The sequence below is a fragment of the Pedobacter nototheniae genome (assembly GCF_004335085.1).
GTDB lineage: Bacteria > Bacteroidota > Bacteroidia > Sphingobacteriales > Sphingobacteriaceae > Pedobacter > Pedobacter nototheniae.
In genome coordinates this window covers 34,341-56,471 of the sequence record NZ_RQRS01000016.1, presented here as the reverse complement: position 1 = coordinate 56,471, position 22,131 = coordinate 34,341, and the positions used below count along the sequence as shown (strand labels likewise).

Below are 22,131 nucleotides of genomic sequence, written 5' to 3'. Positions count from 1 at the left end.
ATGCTACTTTAACAAATGATTGTTATCGTCAGGAAAAACCAGGATCGGATTGTATTTTTTAGCTTCTTCGATAGGTAAAGAACCGTAAGACATAATAATTAAAATATCACCCAGTTGAGCTAAGCGAGCCGTAGCGCCATTTAAGCAAATGGTTCCGGTTCCACGTTCGCCTTTTATAACATAAGTTTCAAAGCGAGCGCCATTGTTGTTGTTAACAATTTGCACCTTTTCATTGGCAATAATGTTAGCAGCATCCATTAAATCTTCATCGATTGTAATACTGCCTACATAATTTAATTCGGCTTGTGTTACTCTAACACGGTGTATTTTCGATTTTAATATTGTGATAATCATTTGGCAAAGTTAGTAATAAAGTTATAATGAATTAAAGAATGGTTGAATGAGGGAATGGTTACAAGCATCAGACAACATTCAATTATTTACTCAATCAAAATTCAGTCATTCCTTAATAATTACGTTATCAATCAATCTGGTAGAACCAACTTTGGCCGCCACAAGCGCAACAAGGTTATTTTCATCTTTTGATTTAGCAGGCTCTAAAGTTTCTCCATTGGCAATGGTAAAGTAATCAAGTTCAACTCCTGGTACACCATCATAAAATGATTTTGCTTTATCTTCAAGTTCCTTTAATGAATATTGAGCAAAATGATCCTCAACAAATTTTAAAGATGCACTCAAAACCAGCGCATGAATACGATCATCTGCAGATAAATGTATATTTCTACTGCTCATTGCCAAGCCATCATCTTCTCTAATAATAGGACAAGTGATAATTTTAATTGGCAGTTTGAAATAAGCAAGCATATTTTTAATCATCAGCACCTGCTGGAAGTCTTTTTGACCAAACATTGCAACATCTGGTTCAACGGCATCAAATAGCTTTTTAACAATTTGGGTTACACCTTGATAATGACCTTTTCTAAATTCACCTTCCAGTAAAAATTCGGCATTACCTAGGTCTATATGCCATGATTCCTGCTTAGGGTACATTTCTGTAACATCGGGCATAAAAACAGCACTACATCCTGCTTCGTTAAGCATAGCGAGATCGTGCTCAATAGGGCGGGGGTATTTTTCAAGATCTTTAGGATCTGTGAATTGAGTTGGGTTAACAAATATACTGCATATTATAACATCAGCATTTTGTTGCGCCAATTTTATCAATGATATATGGCCATTGTGTAAAGCACCCATTGTGGGTACAAGCGCAACTTTCTTACCTAAATCTTTTAAAGGTTTAAGATAAGCAGCAAGTTCTGCTTTGGTTTTAAAGATCTCCAATTTCGACAGTCTAAATTAAAGCCGTAAAGGTGTAAATTAATCTAAACGAAACCAAACAAATGCTTGCTATATTGATAAATAGTATTATTATGCTTATCTTTGCAGCTCATTATCTTTTATTTAACTTAATATTTTCTTAAAATATGGAGATGGCAAAAACGAAGCTGCTGATTGTTACACACGAGATGTCGCCTTTCCTCGAGCTTACTAAAATTTCTGAAATCACACGTCAATTACCACAAGCAATGCAGGATAAAGGATTCGAAATCCGTATTCTGATGCCAAAATTTGGTAACATCAATGAAAGAAGAAATCGTTTACACGAAGTAATTAGATTATCGGGAATGAACATTATTATTGATGATAATGATAACCCTTTAATTATTAAAGTAGCCTCCATCCCAGCTGCACGTATGCAAGTTTATTTCTTGGATAACGAAGAGTATTTTCAGCGCAAGCAAGTATTTAGAGATGCTAGCGGTAAATTCTTTGATGACAATGATGAGCGTACAATCTTCTTCTGCAAAGGCGCATTGGAAACTGTTAAAAAATTAGGCTGGGCTCCAGATATCGTTCACTGTCATGGTTGGATGAGCTCTTTAGTACCTGCTTATATTAAAACAACCTATAAAAACGATCCTACATTTAAAAATTCTAAAGTAGTATATTCTATTTACGAGGATTGTTTTACAGAAAAACTACATGCTAATTTTTCTAAAAAGGCTGTAATGGCTAATATGACTGAAGCAGACACAAAAGCTTTTGAAGCTTCTGATTGCAACAGCATGCACATTGGAGCGGTAACACACTCTGACGCAGTTGTTTTAGCAGATGAAAACCTGGATAAAGATGTGTTAAAATTTGTTAAAGATTCTAATAAGCCAACTCTAGCTTATAACTTAACCGAAAATTTTGAAAACTTCTATAATTTTTATGAAGAAATTTCAAATGATGAATTGGTTTCAGTTGCATAATTAGATACTATTAATAATAAATATGAAATTTATAAAACAAGACTTATTAACCCTGTTGATAGGTCTTTTTCTTTTTGCATCATGCAAAAATCCTGACGGTGTTGGTTTAGATGTTGATCCAAATACAGCTATTGTTGGCACCCTGGTAGATAACCAGTTAATTACTTCGCAAACTGTTGAAGAACCAGCATTTAGTACTTTGTCATTAACAAGATATCCATTGGGAAGAATGGTTGATCCAACTTTTGGAACAACGGAATCGAGTTTGGCTATGACGGTAGTACCATATACTACTGGTTATGATTTTGGAACAACTCCTGTTTTGGATTCAGCTATTTTAGTTTTACGTATAGATACCACTAATGTAAATACTAAATTCTATGGAGATACAACAAATTCTGTTTACAATGTTGCCGTTCGTCAGTTAACTAATAAGGTTTCAGACTTTAAAAGTTCTACCGTTCAGCCATATAATAGTCAGCTGCTAGGAACATTTAACAGCAAAATCTATCCAAATACACCAATAAAGATTTATGATATTGTAACTGGCAAGCCAGATACCTTAAAAACAGTTAAGGCGCAACTTAGAATTAAATTAGACAAACAATTTATCCAGAATACAATTGTTAATTTACCGACCACAGGAACATCAACAGATTCAAAATTTATTGAATATTTCAAAGGATTATCTGCAACGGTAACCAATACTAACACTGGTGGGGTTGCGTTTATAAATTTCTCATCTGGTAATTCTTACTTACAATTAGTTTATAAAAAAGTAAACACATCTACAGCAATAGATACTGTAAGTGTTAACTTCCCGATAGTTAACAGCGGTGTAGCAGCAAATGTTAAACATGATTATACAGGAACACCAGTAAAAACACAGTTAACCTCTACAAGTCCAACTACGTTTACAACAACATATTTGCAAGGCTTGGGTGGTGTTAGAACCAAACTTACTTTCCCTAATCTGGCAAACTTTACTTCTACTTATGGCAAATCGATTGTTAATAAAGCAGAATTAGTAGTAGACTTAAGCGCAGGAACTTATGCTTACCCATTCACTCCAGCGCAACGTTTATCTTTATATCGTTGGGATATTGCTCAACAACCTGTAAACGTTCCTGATCATGATCAATCTGGCACAACGGCTTCAGGCACAACTTATACTGGTGATTCAAGAGCTTTAACTGACGCAACATTTGGTGGGTATTTTGATTCACTTAAAAACAGATATGTATTTGTTGTAACTAGTTATATCCAAGATTTAATTGATAAAAAGAAAGAAGATTATGGAACATTCCTTTCTGTAACTCCTTTAACCGAATTTCAATTAACACCAACTGGTGCTTCTGCTGAAAGAGCAATTATAGGTGGAAACGGAAATACAACCAATAAGGTTAAACTGAATATTTATTACACCAAAATAAATTAAAGTAAAAAATTCTTTAAAAAAGCCCTTGTTCATAATTTGAGCAGGGGCTTTTTTTTTATTCACCAAATCTTCATTAAAAAAATACCCTCTAGCTACGCAAACAAACGTTTGTTTATTATATTTGACCCAATTTATTTATAAAAACATGTGTGGAATTGTAGGTTATATTGGCTATAGAGAAGCCTGGCCAATTGTTTTAAAAGGCCTAAAAAGATTAGAATATCGCGGTTATGATAGCGCAGGGATAGCCCTGATGAATGATAGCGGACAACATATTTATAAAAAGGCAGGTAAAGTTGCCGTATTAGAAGAATTTGCTAAAGATCAAGACCTTACCGGATCTATTGGTATGGGGCATACTAGATGGGCAACTCATGGCGTTCCTTCGGATCGTAACTCGCACCCGCATACTTCTAATAATGGCAAACTTTCTATCATCCACAACGGCATTATAGAAAACTATGCTACTTTAAAGGAAGAACTAACCAACCGTGGGCATGAATTTAAAAGTGATACAGATACAGAAGTATTGATTCACCTTATTGAAGAAATTCAAAAGATGGAGCAAATAGACTTACTTGAAGCTGTTCGCTTAGCGCTTAACGAAGTTATAGGCGCTTATGCAATTGTGATTATGGATAAAGAAAATCCTGATCGTTTAATTGCAGCCAGAAAAGGAAGTCCGATGGTTATAGGTGTAGGAGAGGGCGAATATTTTATTGCTTCTGATGCTACTCCAATTATAGAATACACTAAAAATGTAATCTATTTAAATGATAACGAAATTGCTTTAATTACCAAAAATGATCTTCTGGTAAAAAGATTGGATAATGTTATACAAACTCCTTTGGTACAAGAGCTTGAATTAAAGCTTGAGATGCTTGAAAAAGGTGGCTTTGAGCATTTTATGCTTAAAGAAATTTATGAGCAACCTAGATCGATTAAAGATTGTATGCGTGGCCGTATTTACCCAGAAGAAGGTAAGGTACAATTAGGTGGTATTAAAGAATTTGCCGAAAAACTTAAAAATATAGACCGTATTATTATCGTTGCTTGCGGTACTTCATGGCATGCTGGTTTAGTTGGTGAGTATTTAATTGAAGAATATGCACGCATCCCTGTTGAGGTTGAATATGCTTCTGAATTTAGGTACCGTAATCCAATTATTACTGAAAAAGATGTAGTAATTGCAATTTCACAATCTGGAGAAACTGCTGATACTATGGCCGCTATTGAAATGGCTAAGGAAAAAGGCGCTACAATTTTCGGAATTTGTAATGTCGCAGGTGCATCTATCCCTCGTTTAACGCATGCAGGTGTTTACACACACGCAGGACCTGAAATTGGTGTAGCCTCAACTAAGGCTTTCACAGCTCAAGTAACCGTTCTTACTTTGATGGCTTTTTATATGGCACAACAAAAAGGAACAATTACCACTTCAAAAATGATTGAACTTTTAACCGAGCTAGATCATATTCCTGAAAAAATACAATTGGCTTTAGAATCTAATGACCTTATTAAAGAAGTTGCTGCTCAAATTAAAGATTCTACAAATTGTTTATTCTTAGGTAGAGGTAGCGGTTTCCCTGTGGCATTAGAGGGCGCTTTAAAGCTTAAGGAGATTTCATATATTCATGCCGAAGGTTATCCTGCTGCTGAGATGAAACACGGCCCTATCGCTTTAATTGATGAAGAAATGCCTGTTGTATTTATTGCAACCCAAAATTCATCTTATGAAAAAGTGATTAGTAATATCCAAGAGGTAAAAGCTAGAAAAGGTAAAGTAATTGCTATTGTAACTCAAGGAGACACAGAAGTTAAGAAAATGGCAGATTATTGCATCGAAATTCCGGATGCTAATGAAGCATTTTTACCGCTGCTTGCCACTATCCCACTTCAGCTACTTTCATACCACATTGCTGTAATGCGTGGCTGCAATGTAGATCAACCAAGAAATTTGGCTAAATCTGTAACAGTAGAATAGAAATATTATAAAATAAAAAAGTCCCGACAAATGCCGGGACTTTTTTATTTGAATTCCTTTTTAAAAAGGCAAATCACCATTTTCATCTGATGGATTTATCGTAAACTCATCATGTATTTTATTCTCGTTAATAGGTGGCAACACACTCGTTGATGGAGTTTGTTCAAAATCACTCTTCCTTCCTAGCATTGTAAAATTTTCTGCAACGATTTCAGTAACGTATTTTTTCACCTTTTCTTTATCTTCAAAAGATCTGGTTCTCAGTTTGCCTTCTATGTAAACAAGTTTTCCTTTTTGTAGATATTTTGAAGCCACCTCTGCAAGTCCACGCCATAAAACAATATTATGCCATTCAGTTTGCTCTACCCTTTTCCCGTCCTTATTATAAGTTTCTGAAGTTGCTAATGGAAAACTGGCAACAGTTACGCCACCATCTAAATGCCGCACTTCAGGATCTTTGCCTAAGTGCCCTACTAAAATAACTTTGTTAATCCCTGACATAAAATATTTTTTGGTTAGTTTCTACGCAATAATCACCATTACATAAGGCAGTTAGTTACGCTACCTTAATTGATCCAAGTTTTCCACTATAAAATCATGGATTACTTTTGGTTGTGGTAATTCTTCTAATCTATTTAAAGAAACCCAATTAAGTTCCTTTTGTTTACTAAAGTTAAATATATAATTTTTTAACTCAAAAAATTGCACTTGTATAATTTGGTGGGTCAAAATATGCTTTTTAGAACTTATAAGCCTTAAAGCTGTTTCGTTTCCGAATAATTCTGAAATTTTATCCTTAAGCTGGAAATCATCAGGTGATGAAATATCTTCTGTTTCTATACAAGGAAAATCATATAAATGCTGCCAAATATCTCCAGCCTGTCTTTCTCTAACCAAAATTTGTTCATCATCCAGGCAAACTAAATAGTTAAAGAAACGAAGTTTTTTTTCCGCTTTTCCGATTTTAACAGGCAATAAATTAACCTGTTTATGTGCAAAAGCATAACAAGTTTGGTTCAAAGGACAAATATTGCACTCAGGAGATTTAGGCTTACATTGAATGGCTCCAAATTCCATAATTGCCTGGTTATACAAAGCAGGATCCGGGCGATAAAGCAGTTCATTTGCCAATTTAAAAAATTCTTTTTTACCTGCCGGAGAATTAATGGCCGTGCTTATTCCGAAATATCTAGCCAAAACTCTAAAAACATTTCCATCAACAACCGCTCTTGCTTCTCCTGCCGAAAAAGATGATATTGCTGCTGCTGTATATTCACCAATTCCTTTAAGTTTAATTAAATCATCATGTAAGGTTGGAAAAATACCACCAAAATCACTCATTACTATTTGAGCTGTTGCATGCATGTTTCTACCTCTGGAATAATAGCCCAATCCTTGCCATAATTTAAGCACCTTAGCCTCTGCGGCGTTAGCAAAGTCAGAAACGGTAGGGAAATTATCTAAAAATTTATTGAAATATGGCAAGCCCTGTTCTACTCGAGTTTGTTGCAATATTATTTCCGATAACCAGATCACATAAGCGTCTTGAGTATGCCTCCAGGGCAAATCTCTTTTATTTATATTGTACCAGTTAATCAGTTCATTTTGAAATATCATTAGTGCAAATTACGGTGTAATTATTCGTTTTTGAAAAAACTTGCATTCCAGTGATAAGAACACAGATAAAAAAATGATCTTTTATTTCCCTATCTCATTAAAAAGCAATACTTTTGCAACCCCAAAACAGTTATAATATTAAAACACAATATATATAAATAATAAAATATGACTAAGGCAGATATTATTTCAGAAATATCAACAAAAACCGGAATTGAGAAGGTTGACGTACAGGAAACGGTTGAGGCATTTTTCAAAGTTATCAAAACTAGCATGATTGGCGGCGAAAATGTATACGTAAGAGGCTTCGGAAGCTTTGTTGTTAAAAAGAGAGCACAGAAAACTGCGAGAAACATCTCTAAAAACACTGCAATAATTATCCCAGAACATTTTGTTCCGAGCTTTAAACCAGCAAAAGTTTTTGTTGATAAAGTAAAAAATAACAAAAAAATTAAAGTAGAAGCTTAAAATATACTATTGTGAATAGCAGCATCAGATCAAAACAAACCATAATTATAGGAGCGATTTTATTGCTTGTTGCATTTTTATTTACAAGAGATATTAAGGGTTTAGTAAAACCAACAGAAGAAAACGGCAAAATGCCCACTTCAGGTCCAATGGCTGGATCTCAAGCGCCTGCTGCTGGTTCTATAAGCATTACTCAAGCATCAGAGGCTGCTAAAAATGTAATTAATAAAAGTTTAGCTAAAGACATTACAGTTTTAGAAAACAGTTACCAAAATGCTAAGGGTGCTGAGAAAATTGAACTTGCGAAACAATTAGCTCAGAAATGGGATGATGTAGAGCAAATTACTCCATCTGCGCTTTATTTAGAAGTTGTAGCCGAAGGCAATCCATCATCATCAACGTGGTTAGCCTCAGGAAACAAGTTTTTAAGAGCCTTTGAAAGTACACAAGATAGCTTAGCTCAACCTGCTTTATTGCAGAAAGCTAATACATCTTTTAAAAATGCATTAGAGAAAGATGCTACAAACATTGATGCCAAAACAGGTTTAGGGGTTACAATAGTAAATGGCTTAGGCGCACCAATGCAAGGTATTGCAATGCTGCTTGAAGTTGTTGCTAAAGATCCTAAAAACGTTAAAGCAAACATGAATTTAGGATTATTCTCTATCAAATCAGGTCAGTTTGACAAAGCAATACCACGTTTTAATACTGTAATTGCAGAAGCACCAACACCTGAAGCTTACTTTTATTTAGCAACTGCTTTAGAAAATTTAGGCAAAAACAAAGAAGCAGTTGATGCTTATTTAAAAAGCAAAAAATTAGCAGCAAACCCTACATTATCATCATTTATTGATAAGAAGGTAGCTGAACTAAAGAATAAAAATTAATTAACGGATTAATAAAAACATTTAAAACTTAAGACTATGCCAAGCGGTAAAAAAAGAAAAAGACATAAAATGGCTACCCACAAACGTAAAAAACGTTTAAGAAAAAACAGACATAAGAAAAAATAGTTTCTTATTTTGATATAGCTTTTTAAACCTCATGGTAAACACTGTGAGGTTTAAATACTTTTATATGATTTTTTTTATTGTATAAATTCATGCTACATCAATGTTTTCTTATTTACTATCCATTTGTTAATGGGCGAAAGCCTTAAAATCTGTAGCTGTTGGTAAAAGAATTAATTATCAATTCGACTCCTGCCGGAGTTACCATAGCGTTGATTGAAGACAAACAACTTGTTGAGCTTCACAAAGAACAAATCAATAATAACTACGCTGTAGGCGATATTTATTTAGGCCGCATTAAAAAAATTATGCCCGGTCTGAATGCTGCTTTCGTGGATGTTGGTTATGAAAAGGATGCATTTTTGCATTACTTTGATTTGGGGCCTCAAGTGCAATCTTTAATTAAGCTAACAAAGATCAAGCGTAATGGCTCGGTTACAGGCACATTATTAGATAATTTAAAGCTCGAAGCCGATATAAATAAGGCAGGCAAAATTTCTGATGTGCTTAGCAAAAATATGCTCTTACCGGTACAAATTGCCAAAGAGCCTATTTCAACCAAGGGGCCACGTTTAAGCTCCGATCTTTCTATTGCCGGCAGGTATGTGGTACTGGTGCCATTCTCCAATACCATATCCATATCAAAAAAAATTAAAAGTAATACCGAACGTAATCGCTTAAAAAAGATTATTGAAAGTATTAAGCCCCAAAACTTTGGAGTAATTATCAGAACAGTTTCTGAAGGCCGTGGAGTTGCCGAAATGCAAAAAGATCTTTTAGATTTAATTGCCAAGTGGGAAAGCTTCATTAAAAAAGTGCCCGGAACTGAACCTTCAAAAAGAGTTTGGGGAGAAATGGACAGATCATCAACGTTAATTCGTGATATTCTGAATCCTGATTTTACAAACGTTTACGTGAGTACACCAGAGTTGTACGATGATATCCGTTCTTATGTACACGATATTTCTCCAGAAATGGAAAAGATTGTTAAACTGTACAAACAAAAAGAACCAATATTTGAACACTTTGGAATAGAAAAGCAAATTAAAAATGCTTTTGGCAAAACAGTAAACTTACCGGGTGGCGCCTACTTAGTTGTAGAACATACCGAAGCACTACACGTTATAGATGTGAATAGTGGAAACCGCACAGCCAGTAAAGAAAACCAAGAGGAAAATGCTTTACAGGTAAATAAAGAAGCGGCTAAAGAAATTGCCCGTCAATTACGCTTACGTGATATGGGCGGCATTGTTGTAATCGATTTTATCGATATGCACAAGCCAACAAACCGTAAAATGCTATTCGACTATTTGCGTGAGCTGATGTTGTTGGATAGAGCAAAACACACAATTTTGCCTCCGAGTAAATTTGGTTTGGTACAAATTACCAGACAACGAGTTCGCCCGGAAATGAACATTGTTACGGTAGAAAAATGTCCGGCATGTGGTGGTACCGGAGAAATTAAAGCGAGTATCGTTTTGATGGATGATATTGAAAATAACCTGAATTATATTTTAAGAGAGCAAAATGAAAAAGGCGTTACACTTTGTGTTCACCCTTATATTGAAGCTTACATAACGAAAGGAATTTTCAACTTACAACGCCGTTGGTTCTTTAAATATGGCCAATGGATAAAAGTTAAGGCTCAATCATCATATTATTTAAATGAGTTCCATTTTATCTCTTCAAAAGACGAAGAAATTAAGTTATAATTCAAAATAACATTTAGCGGAAAGCCTGATTTTTAGAAATCAGGCTTTTTGTTTTATAGCAAAATTGATCTTCCTGATAAGATTGTTCAAAAAAACATCTGCTTTTCTACATAGTAAAATTTAAATTCGTAAATCTAAAATCTGAAATCAATTGGCAAAATCAAAAACTGCATACTTCTGTCAAAGCTGTGGATACGAATCTGCAAAATGGTTGGGCAAATGTCCTTCATGCAACCAATGGAATACCTTTGTTGAAGAAATTGTAGAAAAAACTTCTGCTTCAATCCCCACGTGGAAAAGCGATACTACAAGTCGAAAATTAAGCAAACCAAGCAAAGTAGACGAAATACAATCCTCAACAGAAAGAAGAATATTAACTGGTGATAAAGAATTAGATCGCGTTTTAGGGGGCGGTTTGGTTGAAGGTTCGTTGATTTTAATTGGTGGAGAACCTGGAATAGGAAAATCTACCTTAATGCTACAACTTGCCTTAAATTTAAAAGGTAAAAAGTTACTTTATATATCTGGTGAAGAGAGTGAACAACAAATAAAAATGCGTGCCGAAAGGATTACAGATCAACCATCAGGCAATTGCTATATTTTAACTGAAACATCAACACAGAATATCTTTAAGCAAATAGAAATTCTGGAACCCGAAATATTGGTTGTTGATTCCATTCAAACCCTACACTCTGCACATATAGAATCTACTCCTGGCAGCGTATCACAAGTAAGAGAATGTACAGCAGAATTACTTCGCTTTGCGAAAGAAACTGGCGTACCCGTTTTTTTAATTGGCCACATTACTAAAGATGGAGCCATTGCAGGCCCTAAAATACTGGAACACATGGTTGATACCGTTTTACAGTTTGAGGGCGACAGACACCACGTATATCGCATTTTACGTTCAATTAAAAATAGGTTTGGAGCGGCAGCAGAGTTAGGTATTTATGAAATGCAGGGAAGTGGTTTACGAGAAGTATCAAATCCTTCAGAAATATTACTATCACAGCGTGATGAAGAATTAAGTGGAATTGCCATTGCCGCAATGCTGGAAGGCGCCAGACCAATGCTAATTGAAACACAGGCTCTGGTTAGTCCTGCTGCTTACGGTACACCACAGCGATCGGCAACTGGTTTTGATACCAAAAGAATGAACATGTTGTTGGCTGTGCTTGAAAAACGTTGTGGCTTTAGGCTAAGTGCACAAGATGTTTTCTTAAATATTGCTGGTGGTATTCGGGTAGAGGATCCTGCTATTGATCTTGCTGTTTTAATTGCAATTATTTCATCACATCAGGACATAGCTGTTTCTTCTAAAAACTGTTTTGCCGCGGAGGTTGGCTTATCTGGTGAGATAAGAGCAGTAAATAGGATTGAGCAAAGAATTGCTGAAGCAGATAAACTTGGCTTTGAAACCATTTATATTTCAAAGTATAATTTAAAAGGTATTGCAATCGAAAAATATACTATTGAAATAAAGGCCGTAAGTAAAATAGAGGAAGTATTTAATCTCATTTTTGGTTAATAAGCAAAAAATAATCGTGGAATACAGGCAACGTTTTTCTACAAATCGAGAAAAAAAACTCCCAATTCCCCAATTCTATTTTTCTTGGCATAAGCACATAAAAAACATAACACGCTAATAACCAGTAATTTAAAATACAAAAAACGACCTATAAGTTTTTGGATTAACATTTGCCTAAGGTTACATGTTGTACATCATGGGATGTGATCTATAACAATAGGGATGATTTTCCTCGTTAGTGAAAGCTAGCGAGGATTTTTTTTGGCATTTTATTTAGAAAAATTTTAAATAACTTTGGATTAGATAACCGGAATTAAATAAAATTAATCAAATGAAAAAAATTATTTTAAGCTTAAGCTTCTGTTTGATAACCGCTTTTGCTTTTGCTCAAACAGAATACAAAGGACAAAAATTTGGTGAAGAAGTTAAGCCAGGCGATGTAAAGCCTGCTGCAAAAATGGAAGCTGCTATGGGCGATAAAAAAGCTGCTGATATGAAGATTGAAGGTAAGGTGGTTGATGTTTGCAAGAAGAAAGGCTGCTGGATGACTTTAGAAATGCCAAATGGCGAACCAATGCGTGTTACATTTAAAGATTACGCTTTCTTTATGCCAATGGATATTGTTGGTAAAAACGTAGTTTTAGATGGCATAGCTAAAAAACAAACCATCTCGGTAGAAACATTACGTCATTACGCTGAAGATGCGCACAAATCTGCAGAGGAAGTAGCCAAAATTACTGATCCTAAAAAAGAACTTGCCTTTGAAGCTAAAGGTGTAGTTATTTTAGATAAATAAGATTTACAATATAAAAAGAAAAGGTCCGACATTTAGTTATCGGACCTTTTCTTTTTATAGGATTATTTATTTTAATAATTCTGCAGGCACTGGTTTATTTAACAGATTTTGATAATAGAAACGGTATCTCTCCGAACGATCGTGAGCTGATTTTACGCCACCCCAGCCATGTCTTCCTCCTGGATAAATCATTAATTCAAAATGTTTATTTGCGTTTTCAAGTTTATCAATTAGTTGTATTGTGTTTTGCATATGCACGTTATCATCCATATCGCCATGCATAATGCGTAGCAAACCTTTGTATTTATCTACATAGGTTAATACAGAACCAGCTTTATAACCTTCAGGGTTTTCTTGCGGAGTATCCATAAAACGTTCAGTATAAACGCTATCGTACAGTTCCCAACTGGTTACTGGTGCACCACCATAGCCAAAATCAAAATAATCAGCTCCGTAGGTTAAGGCCATACAAGTCATGTAACCACCGTAACTGTGCCCCGTAATTAACAATTTTTTATTATCCACCCATGGTTTGGCTTTTAACCATTTTGCGGCTGTAATATAATCGTACATTTCCCATTTGCCTAAATTACGGTGCATTAAAGCCACACCTTCTTTACCAAACTGGCCTGATGCACGGTGATCTACCGCAATTTGAATAACACCTTCATTAGCCCATAACTGATTTGCTGTTCCTTTCCAAGTATTGGTAACTGTACCTGCGTTTGGCCCGCCATACATACTAAATACAACAGGATATTTTTTAGTTTGATCAAAATCTGTTGGGTAAGTAATTACTGCAGGCAAATTATAACCATCATCAGTTGGTATGGTAATCATTTCTGTTTTACCAAAATCATATCCATCAAAATCATCAGCCTTGCTATTTGCAAGTTCTTTTACAATTTTGCCACTATTATCTACCAATGCTCTTTTTTGTGGTGTAGAAACGTTAGAATAAGTTGTAACGAAATACTTTCCATCAGGAGAAATTACTGGTTGGTGAGTGTACTCGCCAAAGGTTAATCTTTTTAAATTTTTACCATTATAATCTACACGATAAAAATCAAGTGTGGTAGAAGCTTCCTTACGTGCTGTAAAATAAATTACCTTATTTTTTTCATCAACAAACTCTAAATCTTTTACCTGCCATTTACCACTGGTTATTGGGTTAATTAGTTTACCATCTAAAGTATACAGATAGAAATGAGCCCAACCAGTTTTATCACTTTTTAAAATGTAAAGTTTATTGTCTTTTAGGTATTCAATACGACCAGCATAATCCAAATCTACCCAGCTTTTTTGCTTTTCATCGTATATTTCCTTTTTAGCGCCAGTAGCTGGATTAACGGTATAAAATTTAAGGTTATCCTGTCCTCGGTTCATCCACTGCACCATTAAACTCGATCCATCAAAACTCCAGTAAGGCATGCCAAAATATTGATCGTCCTTTTCATTAAAATCTGCCCAAACTACCGCTCCGCCTTCTGATTTTACAAAACCGACTTTTACTTCAGGGTTAGGATCACCAGCTTTTGGATAACGGGTTTTCTCTGTGTAACCGTGCTGTCCTGTAGATCCATTTATTGGAAACATTGGCACCTTAGTATCATCAAAGCGCATAAAGGCTATGTGCTTGCTATCTGGAGCCCACCAAAAAGCTCTGTACTTTGTTGGTCTTCCTAAAATTTCTTCAAAATAAACCCATGATGACCAACCGTTGTAAATCACATCTGTAGCATCACTTGTATATCTAATTTCTTTACCACTTTGAACCTCTACTGCATATAGATCATTATTTTTAGTAAAAGCTACATATTTACCATCAGGAGATAGTGTTGGGTTCTTTTCTTCATCAGCATTGTTGGTTAGGCGTTTTGCTTCGGCCTTGCCATATTGAATAAAAACATCTTTGTCTTTTACAAACACATCAACATCGCTTTTTGGCGGTGGTGTATAAGCCGTTCTTTCGCCAGTTTTAATGTCAACGGCGTATTGCTTACGTTCACGCAAATCGTTTTCAATGTAATGTGTATTATCGGCCCAACCACTTACAGGGTTTATTGCTTTGGTAAGGGATGGTTGCGCACCGATAGACTGTTGAAGATTTAATCGCTTTTTCTGTGCCTGAGCATTGTAACTGCATAAAACAGTGGCGATAGAAAGAAAAAATAAAGATTTATTCATTTGTTCGGTTTTATAAGGTCGAAATTTACAAAAGGATAACCTGATTATCTTTTTTGTATTGCTTTTGTTGCTTTATATAAAATTTAAGAAGCATAAAAAAGTCCCGATTTGCATCGAGACTTTCTTATTTAGTATATGTTGAATTACAACACCCAATTCCATCCAAACTCATCGGGAGCTAAGCCATAACGAATATCGTTTAACTTTTTAGCGATACCATTTGATACATTTCTAGTTGCAGAATCTGTAAGTTGATATGTTTTACCCTGGTAGCCAATTTCTCCAATTTGGGTAACGGTAGCGGCAGTACCCGCAGCAAAAGCTTCGGTTAGTGTACCATTTTCTATTCCTTCAATTACTTCCTTAACAGATACTCTACGTTCTTCAACTTCTACACCTTGTTGTTTTGCAAGCTGAATAATCGTATCTCTTGTAACCCCATCTAAAACGGTACTTCTTACAGATGGTGTAACCAGTTTACCATTAATTACAAAAATTAAATTTGCTGTTCCAGCTTCTTCAATAAATTCATGCGTTACTGAATCTGTCCAGATTAATTGGTCATATCCTTCTTTTTTAGCTTCCTCGAATGGATATAATGAACGTGCGTAGTTACCAGCAGTTTTGGCATAACCAACACCACCTTCATCTGCACGGGTAAATTCAGTTTCAATTTTAACTTTTAAAGCTTTACTATAATAAGGGCCTGTTGGCGTAGTTAATAATACAAACTTATAGGTATCAGAAGCTCTAACGCCTAAATATGGATCGGTTGCATACATTACCGGGCGAATGTACAGGGCATAATCCTCTTGTGATGGCACCCATTTTTCATCGATATTAATTAAGGCCGCTAATCCTTGCATAAAAATTTCTTCAGGAACGGTTGGCATAGACATTCTTGTTGCCGATTTATTGAAGCGTTCGAAGTTTTTATTTGCACGAAAAACACTGATTTGACCGTTTGGCTGGCGATATGCTTTTAAGCCTTCAAAAATTGCCTGCCCATAATGTAATGCAGAAATTGCCGGGCTCATTGGAATTGGACCATATGGAAGAATTTGTAAATTTTTCCATTCGCCGTCTTCATAATCAGCAACGAACATATGATCTGTAAAAACTTTACCAAAAGGTAATTGTGAAAAATCTGTAACGGTTAAGCGACTTTCGCCTGCTTTCGTGATTTTTATATCTAATGTTTCGGTCATAATATTTTAATTTTGAATGAGCAATTTTGAGTAGAGAAATAGCAGCGATTTACGCCCCAATTCTTTCCTTCAATCCATCAATCATTCAGTCATTTTAATTTGGGCAAATTAGCAAAAATTGACCGTTTTTTCAATTAAAATTGTCAATTTAATCTTTACTTTTCAGTGTTTTAAGTACACTAAGCACCCATCCCTTACCCCATTCGTTCATTTGTTCCTCTGTCCATAAAAATGGATAAAAGATTCTTTTTTGAAAACGTGGAGGCAAATATTTCTGCCAGTTAGTTCCGCCAGTTGCGGCAACATCTACCGGATCTTTTTCCAGGTATCGTACTGCTGATTTATAGTGAGAAAGTGGCCATTCTACATTTACATATAAATCTAGCTTTCGCAACTCTTCTGCCAATGCGCTAACATCATTGCCTTGTGCTTGTAGTTTATGGTAAAGTGTTGCCAAATTGGTTTGGGCTCTATCTTTTGCCAATTGTAAAAACTGACTGGCATATTTTTGTATAAACTGTTTTAAGGTAAGGGTTTGTTTACCCGAAGCAAGTTCTGTTGCCCCAAATTTCCAATAAATATATTCAAACTGCTCATCTATTGATGCTGCACTTAATTCTTCTCTTTTACTTTTATCTACCAAGCGAATAAAATCTGTGGCGCAAATCTCTATCATTCTATATTGACCGGATTGAAAGCCACTTGCTGGTAATAACGACATTCTAAATTTTAAGAATTGTTCTTTTTCCATTCCATCCACCATAACTTCAAAAGAGGTGGTAAGTGCATTAAAGTAGGCGTTAATTCTTTTCACCCTTGCGGTGATAAAATCAACGGTAAGGTTTTTATGTTCAGCTATTTGCTTTAATTCGTGCAGGCTAAGCTTAAAATATAACTCTGTAATTTGATGGTACATTATAAAAATTTCCTCATCAGGGAAAGGAGTTTTTGGGCTTTGCAAGCTTAAAAGGGTATCCAGATGGATGTAATCCCAATAGGTTAAAAAATCAGCATAAAGCAAACCATCAAGGTATGAAGCCATATCTTGTCCCATAGCGGTATACTTTTCCTGTAACTGGTTAAGTTTTTCTTTTATTTCGGGCGTGAAATCCATTATATAAAGTTAGTTACGCAAATATGATAACATATTTTGGAACAAGTGTTAATTTTTATAAATTTGAACCAATGGCGATGGGGTACCGCCAAAACCGCCCAAACAGGCTGATGACTCCTACGATTTTATTAGAAAATTGAATTAAAATGCCTGTTAAAAACTTATCAGAGGGCTTACCTCTTTCCTTCAATCGTTTTATCAAATTAGAGTTTGGTGTATTATTATTAAATACCCTTAAATGGCTTTTACTTGCAGTATTGCTGGGCTCTATTGTAGGTTCGGCGTCAGCCTTATTTCTTGAAACCCTTAACCTGGCAACAAACTATAGGGAGCAACATGTACAAATAATTGTATTACTACCTTTTGCAGGGCTTTTAATTGGTTTAACTTATCATTATTGGGGTAAAGAGGTAGTTAAAGGAAACAACCTTTTAATTGAAGAATTGCAGAGCCCCAAAAAAGTAATACCGTTAATAATGGCGCCATTAATATTTGCCGGAACTATAGTTACCCACTTATTTGGAGGCTCGGCCGGCAGAGAGGGAACAGCAGTACAAATTGGAGGTGCCTTTGCAGATCAGTTTACTAAAGTATTTAAGCTGAAACCAAGGGATAGAAAAGTAATTTTAATTTGTGGCATTAGTGCTGGCTTTGCCTCTGTATTTGGGACACCTCTTGCTGGTGCAATTTTTGGGCTGGAGGTTTTTGTAATTGGCAGCCTAATGTACACGGCAATACTACCATCATTTATTACAGCTGTAATTGCCGATTATGTTTGCAAGGCTTGGGGTGTTGGGCACACGCACTATTCTATTGGTGTGGTACCCGAAATGAATGGCCTAAATTTATTATGGTCTTTAGGTTGTGGAATTATTTTCGGCTTAGTTGCAAGGAGCTTTTCTGCTTTAAACCACACTTTAACTAACCTTTTTAAAAAGATTAAATATCCTCCTTTCAGACCAGTAGTTGGCGGAATTATCCTAATTATAATTATTTATTTTTTGGGTACTACAAAATATATTGGATTAGGTATTCCTGTTATTTCAGAATCTTTTACCACCCAAGAGCATTATTATACCTTCGCAATTAAACTATTTTTAACCGCCCTAACCTTAAGTGCCGGTTTTAAGGGGGGTGAGGTAACACCTTTGTTTTTTATTGGCGCAACCCTCGGTAGTTTTTTAAGTTTTTTTATTCCTATGCCTTACGGCTTACTTGCCGGAATGGGCTTTGTAGCAGTTTTTGCTGGTGCTGCCAATACACCCTTAGCCTGCATTTTAATGGGTATTGAACTTTTTGGCGCTGCACCAGGTATTTACATTGCTATAGCTTGTGTTACCGCCTACATATTTTCGGGCCATACCGGAATTTATCATGCTCAATCGGTAGGTAGCCCGAAGCATCTTTTATTAAAAAGGCATCCGTTTTTAAAATAACTGTTAGTATTCCCCACTTTAAAAACCTAATAATATATAATTTGGGGTTGTACAACCACTCGGTTCACGTTCTATATATATCGTTTGATGTTCCTGATATATAATTATACCTGATACAGCACCAATGTTGGGGCGTGGAAGCGATCGTTTAGTGTAAAAAATATATAGTTTAACGCTCCGGACTTATAATTATACGTTGCACAACGTAAACGGAGCATTAAATAACATATCCAGACTATTAATTTACTAGTCTACACCTATACGGCAGGCCTTAGCATAAGTAAAACACTGCTTCACATGGTTGCTGTACCCCTAAAATCTTTATTATGTACAGGTTTTTGTTATTTAAACCCGATAGGATGAATGCCGATCTTTCTTCGGCAGAAAGTATAGCGGGGCTTCACCTCGTTAGATGCTTCTCTCCGCTCATTTCCAAATATTTATTTTAAGGTTTTTGGAAAGCGAAGTCTGTAGCTCCTTTGAAAACTGCTTCCTGCTTTCTGCTCTATCCCGATAGAAAAAATCGGGGATACCGCTGTCAATCAGGTTTAAGTCGATCGTTTCTGAAAGTGAAAGCCACATTGATACGGATGAAAAGATTGCTTCGTCGTTCCTCCTCGCAAAGACGTGCGGTTTTGTAATTCTTTTTTTATACGATCGTCATTGCGAACGGAAGTAAGGGGTCTGTTATGGCCTGAAGCCATCTCCTTTATTAGGCTTAACCTTTATTTTTAAACCCGATAGAATGAATGCCGATTTTTCTTCGGTAGTAAGAATAGCGGGACTTCACCGCGTTAGATGCTTCTTTCCGTTCATTTCCAAATATTTATTTTAAGGTTTTTGGAAAGTGAAGTCTGTAGCTCCTTCGAAAACTGCTTCCTGCAATTGAAAACTAGATTGATATGATTAAAACGGTTGCTTTGTACTTTACAAATTGGAATTGCAAAGCACAAAGCAATAATTAAAATACCATTTAGTTAGTACAATACCCTAAACTTTATGGTGTGCTCAATCTTTTTTAGTGATTTAAATAGCTGTTTATCGTATTCGGTATTAATATCGGTAATGGCGTAACCAATTTCTGGGTTCGTCATCAAAAACTGGCCAACAATATTGATGTTATGTTTTGCAAAAACGGTATTAATTTGCGCCATAATACCAGGTACATTTTTATGAATATGAATTAGGCGGTGTGATTTATCTATTTTAGGCAGCTGCAAATTAGGAAAGTTGCTGCTTAAATAAGTTGCGCCCGTATTCATAAAATCAATCATTCTTTTTGGAATAAAATCCAGGTTACGAGGATTGCCTTTAGGGTCATCAAATACAACGATCCCTTGCTTAGTACATAAATCGAAGTTAAATTTATTTCTTGCACTACCTAAATAGCCAATCGTTTTAAGTTTTACCGCATTTTTTATCTGCTCGTTATCTAACTTTTCCCCGTCTGCAAGTAAAATTACACCAACATCTTTAACATATTTTTCTTCAAAAGAAGTTTTATGCCTTATGGATAAACCATCATGTTTTAGCATAGCAATACTTTTAGGATCAACATTACCAATTACAAGGCAAAGGATTCTATTTTTGGGATAAGATATTGCTCTTGGTAAATTGTTAACATATAAAAACTCATCAAAACTTGGCGTAATATGGTCGGCCTTTTCAATAATAGTTTGACGGGCAATATTCTCTGTAAAGGCAAAAAACTTATTAATCATTCCACTTTCGCGAAGCTGGAAATCTGAATATCCATCGCCAATACCAAAAAGCTCACCTTCTAGTTTTAAGTGCTGCAACAATTTTACTTTTCCTCCTTCTTCGCTAAGGGGATTTGCATGATCGTAATCTATAATATTTCCATCACCTGTAGTTACAAAAGTATTGGCGTAAATATTTTCTTTTTTAATATGATACTGACTAACAACGGGGGTAATAAACTCCTTAAAACCACCAGAAACTATTAATACTTCATCAGCATGTTTTTTAAAAAACTCTGCATTACGAGAAAATGATGTAGAAACCTTTTTCTTTAAATGCTTAATTAACTGTTTTAAATGATCTTCGTTAGCTTCAAGCAATTTAACACGTTGTGCTAAACTTTCAGAAAATGAAAGTTTACCTTCCATGGCTAAATTGGTATAATCTTCAATCTTTTGAAAGATAAGTTCTTTTTCCGGGTGCTTTTTTAATGAAATCCGGGCCAGCTCATCCAGTGCTTCTACTTGAGTAAATGTGCTGTCAAAATCGATAATGTAATACGCTTTCTGCTTAGGCATCTTTTAAATGTTGAGTAATTTCCTTTATACTATCTGCAAGGGTTTTAAATTTTATCCCTGTTTCTTTAATAATTTTGTTGTTGTTATAGTAGCTTAAAACTACGCTACTTCGTGCGGCATCTTTAGTTATTGAAGCTTCCTTGCCTGTAATGGCAGATATTAGCGCCAAAGCTCGCCAGGCAATGCCGAGCATCCAGGGTTTGGCTTCCTTTGTTGGGGCTTTAACGTTGAAACCTTCGGCTATTGCGCCAAATAAATCTTTATAGTGGTAATTTTCTGATGATATAATATAACGTTCAGCAGCAATAGTTCCTTCCATTAATAAAATCATGGATGTGGCTACATCTTCAACATCTACCAAACCAGTTGCACCGTTGGTAAAAAAAGGAAAACCACCTTTAACCAATTTAAAAATTGCACCACTGCCCACAAAACCAGCATTTTTACCAATAATTACCGATGGATTTACAATTACAGCATTTAAACCTTCGGTAATGCCACGCCAAACTTCCATTTCGGCTTCATATTTAGATAATCCATAAGCGTGCGCTTTGGCATCATACTCCCAAAAATCTTTCTCGGTAATTTGGTTTCCTCTTTTTGGCTCGCCCAGTGCAGCAACGGAGCTTACATGTAACAGCCGGCAATTATTTTCTAAACAAAGGTTTACAATATTGGAAGTACCATCAATGTTTACGTGAAAAAGTTTCTTTTTATCTTTTGGGTTAAAAGAAACGAAGGCTGCGCAGTGGTAAACTTTAGTAATGCCAATAAAAGCATCTTCTAGCGCCGATGGCTCATTTATATCCGCAGTAAACCATTCTATTGCAGTATTATTTTTAATAAGCTCGGGAATAACAGATTGCGCTCTGCGCAAAGCCCGTACTGCAAAACCTTTATCTGTTAGCTGTTTTATTAATTCAGATCCTAAAAATCCCGTTCCTCCGGTTACCAGTATCATGTTTATTTATCGGGCTGTAAACCTATCTTATTCATCATTTTAAGGCTATGCCTTTTTATTGAATTTGAAAGCTGTAAATGAGTAATTTATAAAAGCCTGCAAAAAAAGAAATCAGCA

General features: G+C 35.4%; 18 protein-coding genes and 1 riboswitch. Of the genes, 9 read left to right on the top strand and 9 right to left on the bottom strand.

Features of this window, described 5'->3' with window-relative positions; genetic code table 11:
* Nucleotides 1-3: 3 nt before the first annotated feature.
* The gene (gene panD, locus EHC72_RS14630; protein ID WP_131538460.1) at nucleotides 4-354 is read right to left on the bottom strand and encodes an aspartate 1-decarboxylase; all 351 of its coding nucleotides are present in this window, start codon (nucleotides 352-354) and stop codon (nucleotides 4-6) included.
* 105 nt (nucleotides 355-459) lie between these two features.
* Nucleotides 460-1,302, bottom strand: coding sequence for a pantoate--beta-alanine ligase (gene panC / locus EHC72_RS14625; RefSeq protein WP_131538459.1), 843 nt, complete (start codon nucleotides 1,300-1,302; stop codon nucleotides 460-462).
* A gap of 149 nt (nucleotides 1,303-1,451) precedes the next feature.
* On the opposite strand from panC, the gene EHC72_RS14620 reads away from it, so the two are divergent.
* The 3 genes from EHC72_RS14620 to glmS all read left to right on the top strand — a co-directional run bounded on the left by EHC72_RS14620 (nucleotide 1,452) and on the right by glmS (nucleotide 5,698).
* Nucleotides 1,452-2,276, top strand: a complete 825-nt coding sequence (locus tag EHC72_RS14620; protein WP_233167046.1) for a glycogen/starch synthase — start codon at nucleotides 1,452-1,454, stop codon at nucleotides 2,274-2,276.
* A 22-nt stretch (nucleotides 2,277-2,298) separates the two neighbouring features.
* On the top strand, nucleotides 2,299-3,714 hold the full coding sequence (locus EHC72_RS14615) for a DUF4270 family protein (protein WP_131538457.1): 1,416 nt from the start codon (nucleotides 2,299-2,301) through the stop codon (nucleotides 3,712-3,714).
* Nucleotides 3,715-3,859: 145 nt separating this feature from the next.
* The gene (gene glmS / locus EHC72_RS14610) at nucleotides 3,860-5,698 is read left to right on the top strand and encodes a glutamine--fructose-6-phosphate transaminase (isomerizing) (RefSeq protein WP_131538456.1); all 1,839 of its coding nucleotides are present in this window, start codon (nucleotides 3,860-3,862) and stop codon (nucleotides 5,696-5,698) included.
* A 60-nt stretch (nucleotides 5,699-5,758) separates the two neighbouring features.
* On the opposite strand, the gene EHC72_RS14605 is transcribed toward glmS, so the two are convergent.
* Both EHC72_RS14605 and mutY read right to left on the bottom strand, forming a co-directional pair.
* Nucleotides 5,759-6,199 (bottom strand): single-stranded DNA-binding protein, encoded by a 441-nt coding sequence (locus EHC72_RS14605; protein WP_131538455.1) that lies wholly within the window; start codon nucleotides 6,197-6,199, stop codon nucleotides 5,759-5,761.
* A 60-nt stretch (nucleotides 6,200-6,259) separates the two neighbouring features.
* Nucleotides 6,260-7,315, bottom strand: coding sequence for an A/G-specific adenine glycosylase (mutY, locus tag EHC72_RS14600; RefSeq protein WP_131538454.1), 1,056 nt, complete (start codon nucleotides 7,313-7,315; stop codon nucleotides 6,260-6,262).
* Between the two features lie 168 nt (nucleotides 7,316-7,483).
* Between mutY and EHC72_RS14595 the strand changes: the two genes are divergently transcribed.
* The 5 genes from EHC72_RS14595 to EHC72_RS14575 all read left to right on the top strand — a co-directional run bounded on the left by EHC72_RS14595 (nucleotide 7,484) and on the right by EHC72_RS14575 (nucleotide 12,829).
* Nucleotides 7,484-7,783 (top strand): HU family DNA-binding protein, encoded by a 300-nt coding sequence (locus EHC72_RS14595; protein ID WP_131538453.1) that lies wholly within the window; start codon nucleotides 7,484-7,486, stop codon nucleotides 7,781-7,783.
* 11 nt (nucleotides 7,784-7,794) lie between these two features.
* Complete coding sequence (locus EHC72_RS14590; protein ID WP_131538452.1) at nucleotides 7,795-8,670, top strand: tetratricopeptide repeat protein; 876 nt, start codon at nucleotides 7,795-7,797, stop codon at nucleotides 8,668-8,670.
* A gap of 284 nt (nucleotides 8,671-8,954) precedes the next feature.
* Nucleotides 8,955-10,505 carry an Rne/Rng family ribonuclease gene (locus EHC72_RS14585; protein WP_131538451.1) on the top strand — a complete coding sequence of 517 codons (1,551 nt, stop codon included), beginning with the start codon at nucleotides 8,955-8,957 and terminating at the stop codon, nucleotides 10,503-10,505.
* Nucleotides 10,506-10,656: 151 nt separating this feature from the next.
* Nucleotides 10,657-12,033, top strand: a complete 1,377-nt coding sequence (gene radA, locus EHC72_RS14580) for a DNA repair protein RadA (RefSeq protein ID WP_131538450.1) — start codon at nucleotides 10,657-10,659, stop codon at nucleotides 12,031-12,033.
* Nucleotides 12,034-12,364: 331 nt separating this feature from the next.
* Nucleotides 12,365-12,829 carry a DUF4920 domain-containing protein gene (locus tag EHC72_RS14575; protein WP_131538449.1) on the top strand — a complete coding sequence of 155 codons (465 nt, stop codon included), beginning with the start codon at nucleotides 12,365-12,367 and terminating at the stop codon, nucleotides 12,827-12,829.
* Nucleotides 12,830-12,895: 66 nt separating this feature from the next.
* On the opposite strand, the gene EHC72_RS14570 is transcribed toward EHC72_RS14575, so the two are convergent.
* The 3 genes from EHC72_RS14570 to EHC72_RS14560 form a co-directional block, all read right to left on the bottom strand.
* Complete coding sequence (locus EHC72_RS14570; RefSeq protein ID WP_131538448.1) at nucleotides 12,896-15,016, bottom strand: S9 family peptidase; 2,121 nt, start codon at nucleotides 15,014-15,016, stop codon at nucleotides 12,896-12,898.
* Nucleotides 15,017-15,159: 143 nt separating this feature from the next.
* Nucleotides 15,160-16,224 (bottom strand): branched-chain amino acid aminotransferase, encoded by a 1,065-nt coding sequence (locus EHC72_RS14565; RefSeq protein ID WP_131538447.1) that lies wholly within the window; start codon nucleotides 16,222-16,224, stop codon nucleotides 15,160-15,162.
* A gap of 148 nt (nucleotides 16,225-16,372) precedes the next feature.
* On the bottom strand, nucleotides 16,373-17,338 hold the full coding sequence (locus EHC72_RS14560; RefSeq protein ID WP_131538446.1) for a tryptophan 2,3-dioxygenase family protein: 966 nt from the start codon (nucleotides 17,336-17,338) through the stop codon (nucleotides 16,373-16,375).
* Nucleotides 17,339-17,402: 64 nt separating this feature from the next.
* Nucleotides 17,403-17,465: riboswitch (Fluoride riboswitch) on the top strand.
* Between the two features lie 19 nt (nucleotides 17,466-17,484).
* Here EHC72_RS14560 and EHC72_RS14555 point away from each other — a divergent pair.
* Nucleotides 17,485-18,774, top strand: coding sequence for a voltage-gated chloride channel family protein (locus EHC72_RS14555; RefSeq protein WP_131538445.1), 1,290 nt, complete (start codon nucleotides 17,485-17,487; stop codon nucleotides 18,772-18,774).
* A 977-nt stretch (nucleotides 18,775-19,751) separates the two neighbouring features.
* On the opposite strand, the gene EHC72_RS14550 is transcribed toward EHC72_RS14555, so the two are convergent.
* Entirely contained in the window at nucleotides 19,752-21,053 is a 1,302-nt protein-coding gene (locus tag EHC72_RS14550) for an HAD-IB family phosphatase (protein ID WP_131538444.1), read from the bottom strand.
* Complete coding sequence (locus EHC72_RS14545) at nucleotides 21,046-22,014, bottom strand: NAD-dependent epimerase/dehydratase family protein (RefSeq protein WP_131538443.1); 969 nt, start codon at nucleotides 22,012-22,014, stop codon at nucleotides 21,046-21,048. Before EHC72_RS14545 ends, EHC72_RS14550 begins: the two co-directional genes overlap by 8 nt.
* Nucleotides 22,015-22,131 lie beyond the last annotated feature (117 nt).

What these genes read in the sequence shown, in the direction of transcription:
- EHC72_RS14595 (WP_131538453.1), top strand. Translation starts at nt 7,484, where the DNA reads ATGACTAAGGCAGATATTATTTCAGAAATATCAACAAAAACCGGAATT.
- EHC72_RS14570 (WP_131538448.1), bottom strand. Translation starts at nt 15,016, where the DNA reads ATGAATAAATCTTTATTTTTTCTTTCTATCGCCACTGTTTTATGCAGT.
- EHC72_RS14575 (WP_131538449.1), top strand. Translation starts at nt 12,365, where the DNA reads ATGAAAAAAATTATTTTAAGCTTAAGCTTCTGTTTGATAACCGCTTTT.
- panD (WP_131538460.1), bottom strand. Translation starts at nt 354, where the DNA reads ATGATTATCACAATATTAAAATCGAAAATACACCGTGTTAGAGTAACA.
- mutY (WP_131538454.1), bottom strand. Translation starts at nt 7,315, where the DNA reads ATGATATTTCAAAATGAACTGATTAACTGGTACAATATAAATAAAAGA.
- EHC72_RS14615 (WP_131538457.1), top strand. Translation starts at nt 2,299, where the DNA reads ATGAAATTTATAAAACAAGACTTATTAACCCTGTTGATAGGTCTTTTT.
- EHC72_RS14555 (WP_131538445.1), top strand. Translation starts at nt 17,485, where the DNA reads ATGCCTGTTAAAAACTTATCAGAGGGCTTACCTCTTTCCTTCAATCGT.
- EHC72_RS14565 (WP_131538447.1), bottom strand. Translation starts at nt 16,224, where the DNA reads ATGACCGAAACATTAGATATAAAAATCACGAAAGCAGGCGAAAGTCGC.
- EHC72_RS14550 (WP_131538444.1), bottom strand. Translation starts at nt 21,053, where the DNA reads ATGCCTAAGCAGAAAGCGTATTACATTATCGATTTTGACAGCACATTT.
- EHC72_RS14605 (WP_131538455.1), bottom strand. Translation starts at nt 6,199, where the DNA reads ATGTCAGGGATTAACAAAGTTATTTTAGTAGGGCACTTAGGCAAAGAT.
- EHC72_RS14620 (WP_233167046.1), top strand. Translation starts at nt 1,452, where the DNA reads ATGGCAAAAACGAAGCTGCTGATTGTTACACACGAGATGTCGCCTTTC.
- glmS (WP_131538456.1), top strand. Translation starts at nt 3,860, where the DNA reads ATGTGTGGAATTGTAGGTTATATTGGCTATAGAGAAGCCTGGCCAATT.
- EHC72_RS14560 (WP_131538446.1), bottom strand. Translation starts at nt 17,338, where the DNA reads ATGGATTTCACGCCCGAAATAAAAGAAAAACTTAACCAGTTACAGGAA.
- EHC72_RS14545 (WP_131538443.1), bottom strand. Translation starts at nt 22,014, where the DNA reads ATGATACTGGTAACCGGAGGAACGGGATTTTTAGGATCTGAATTAATA.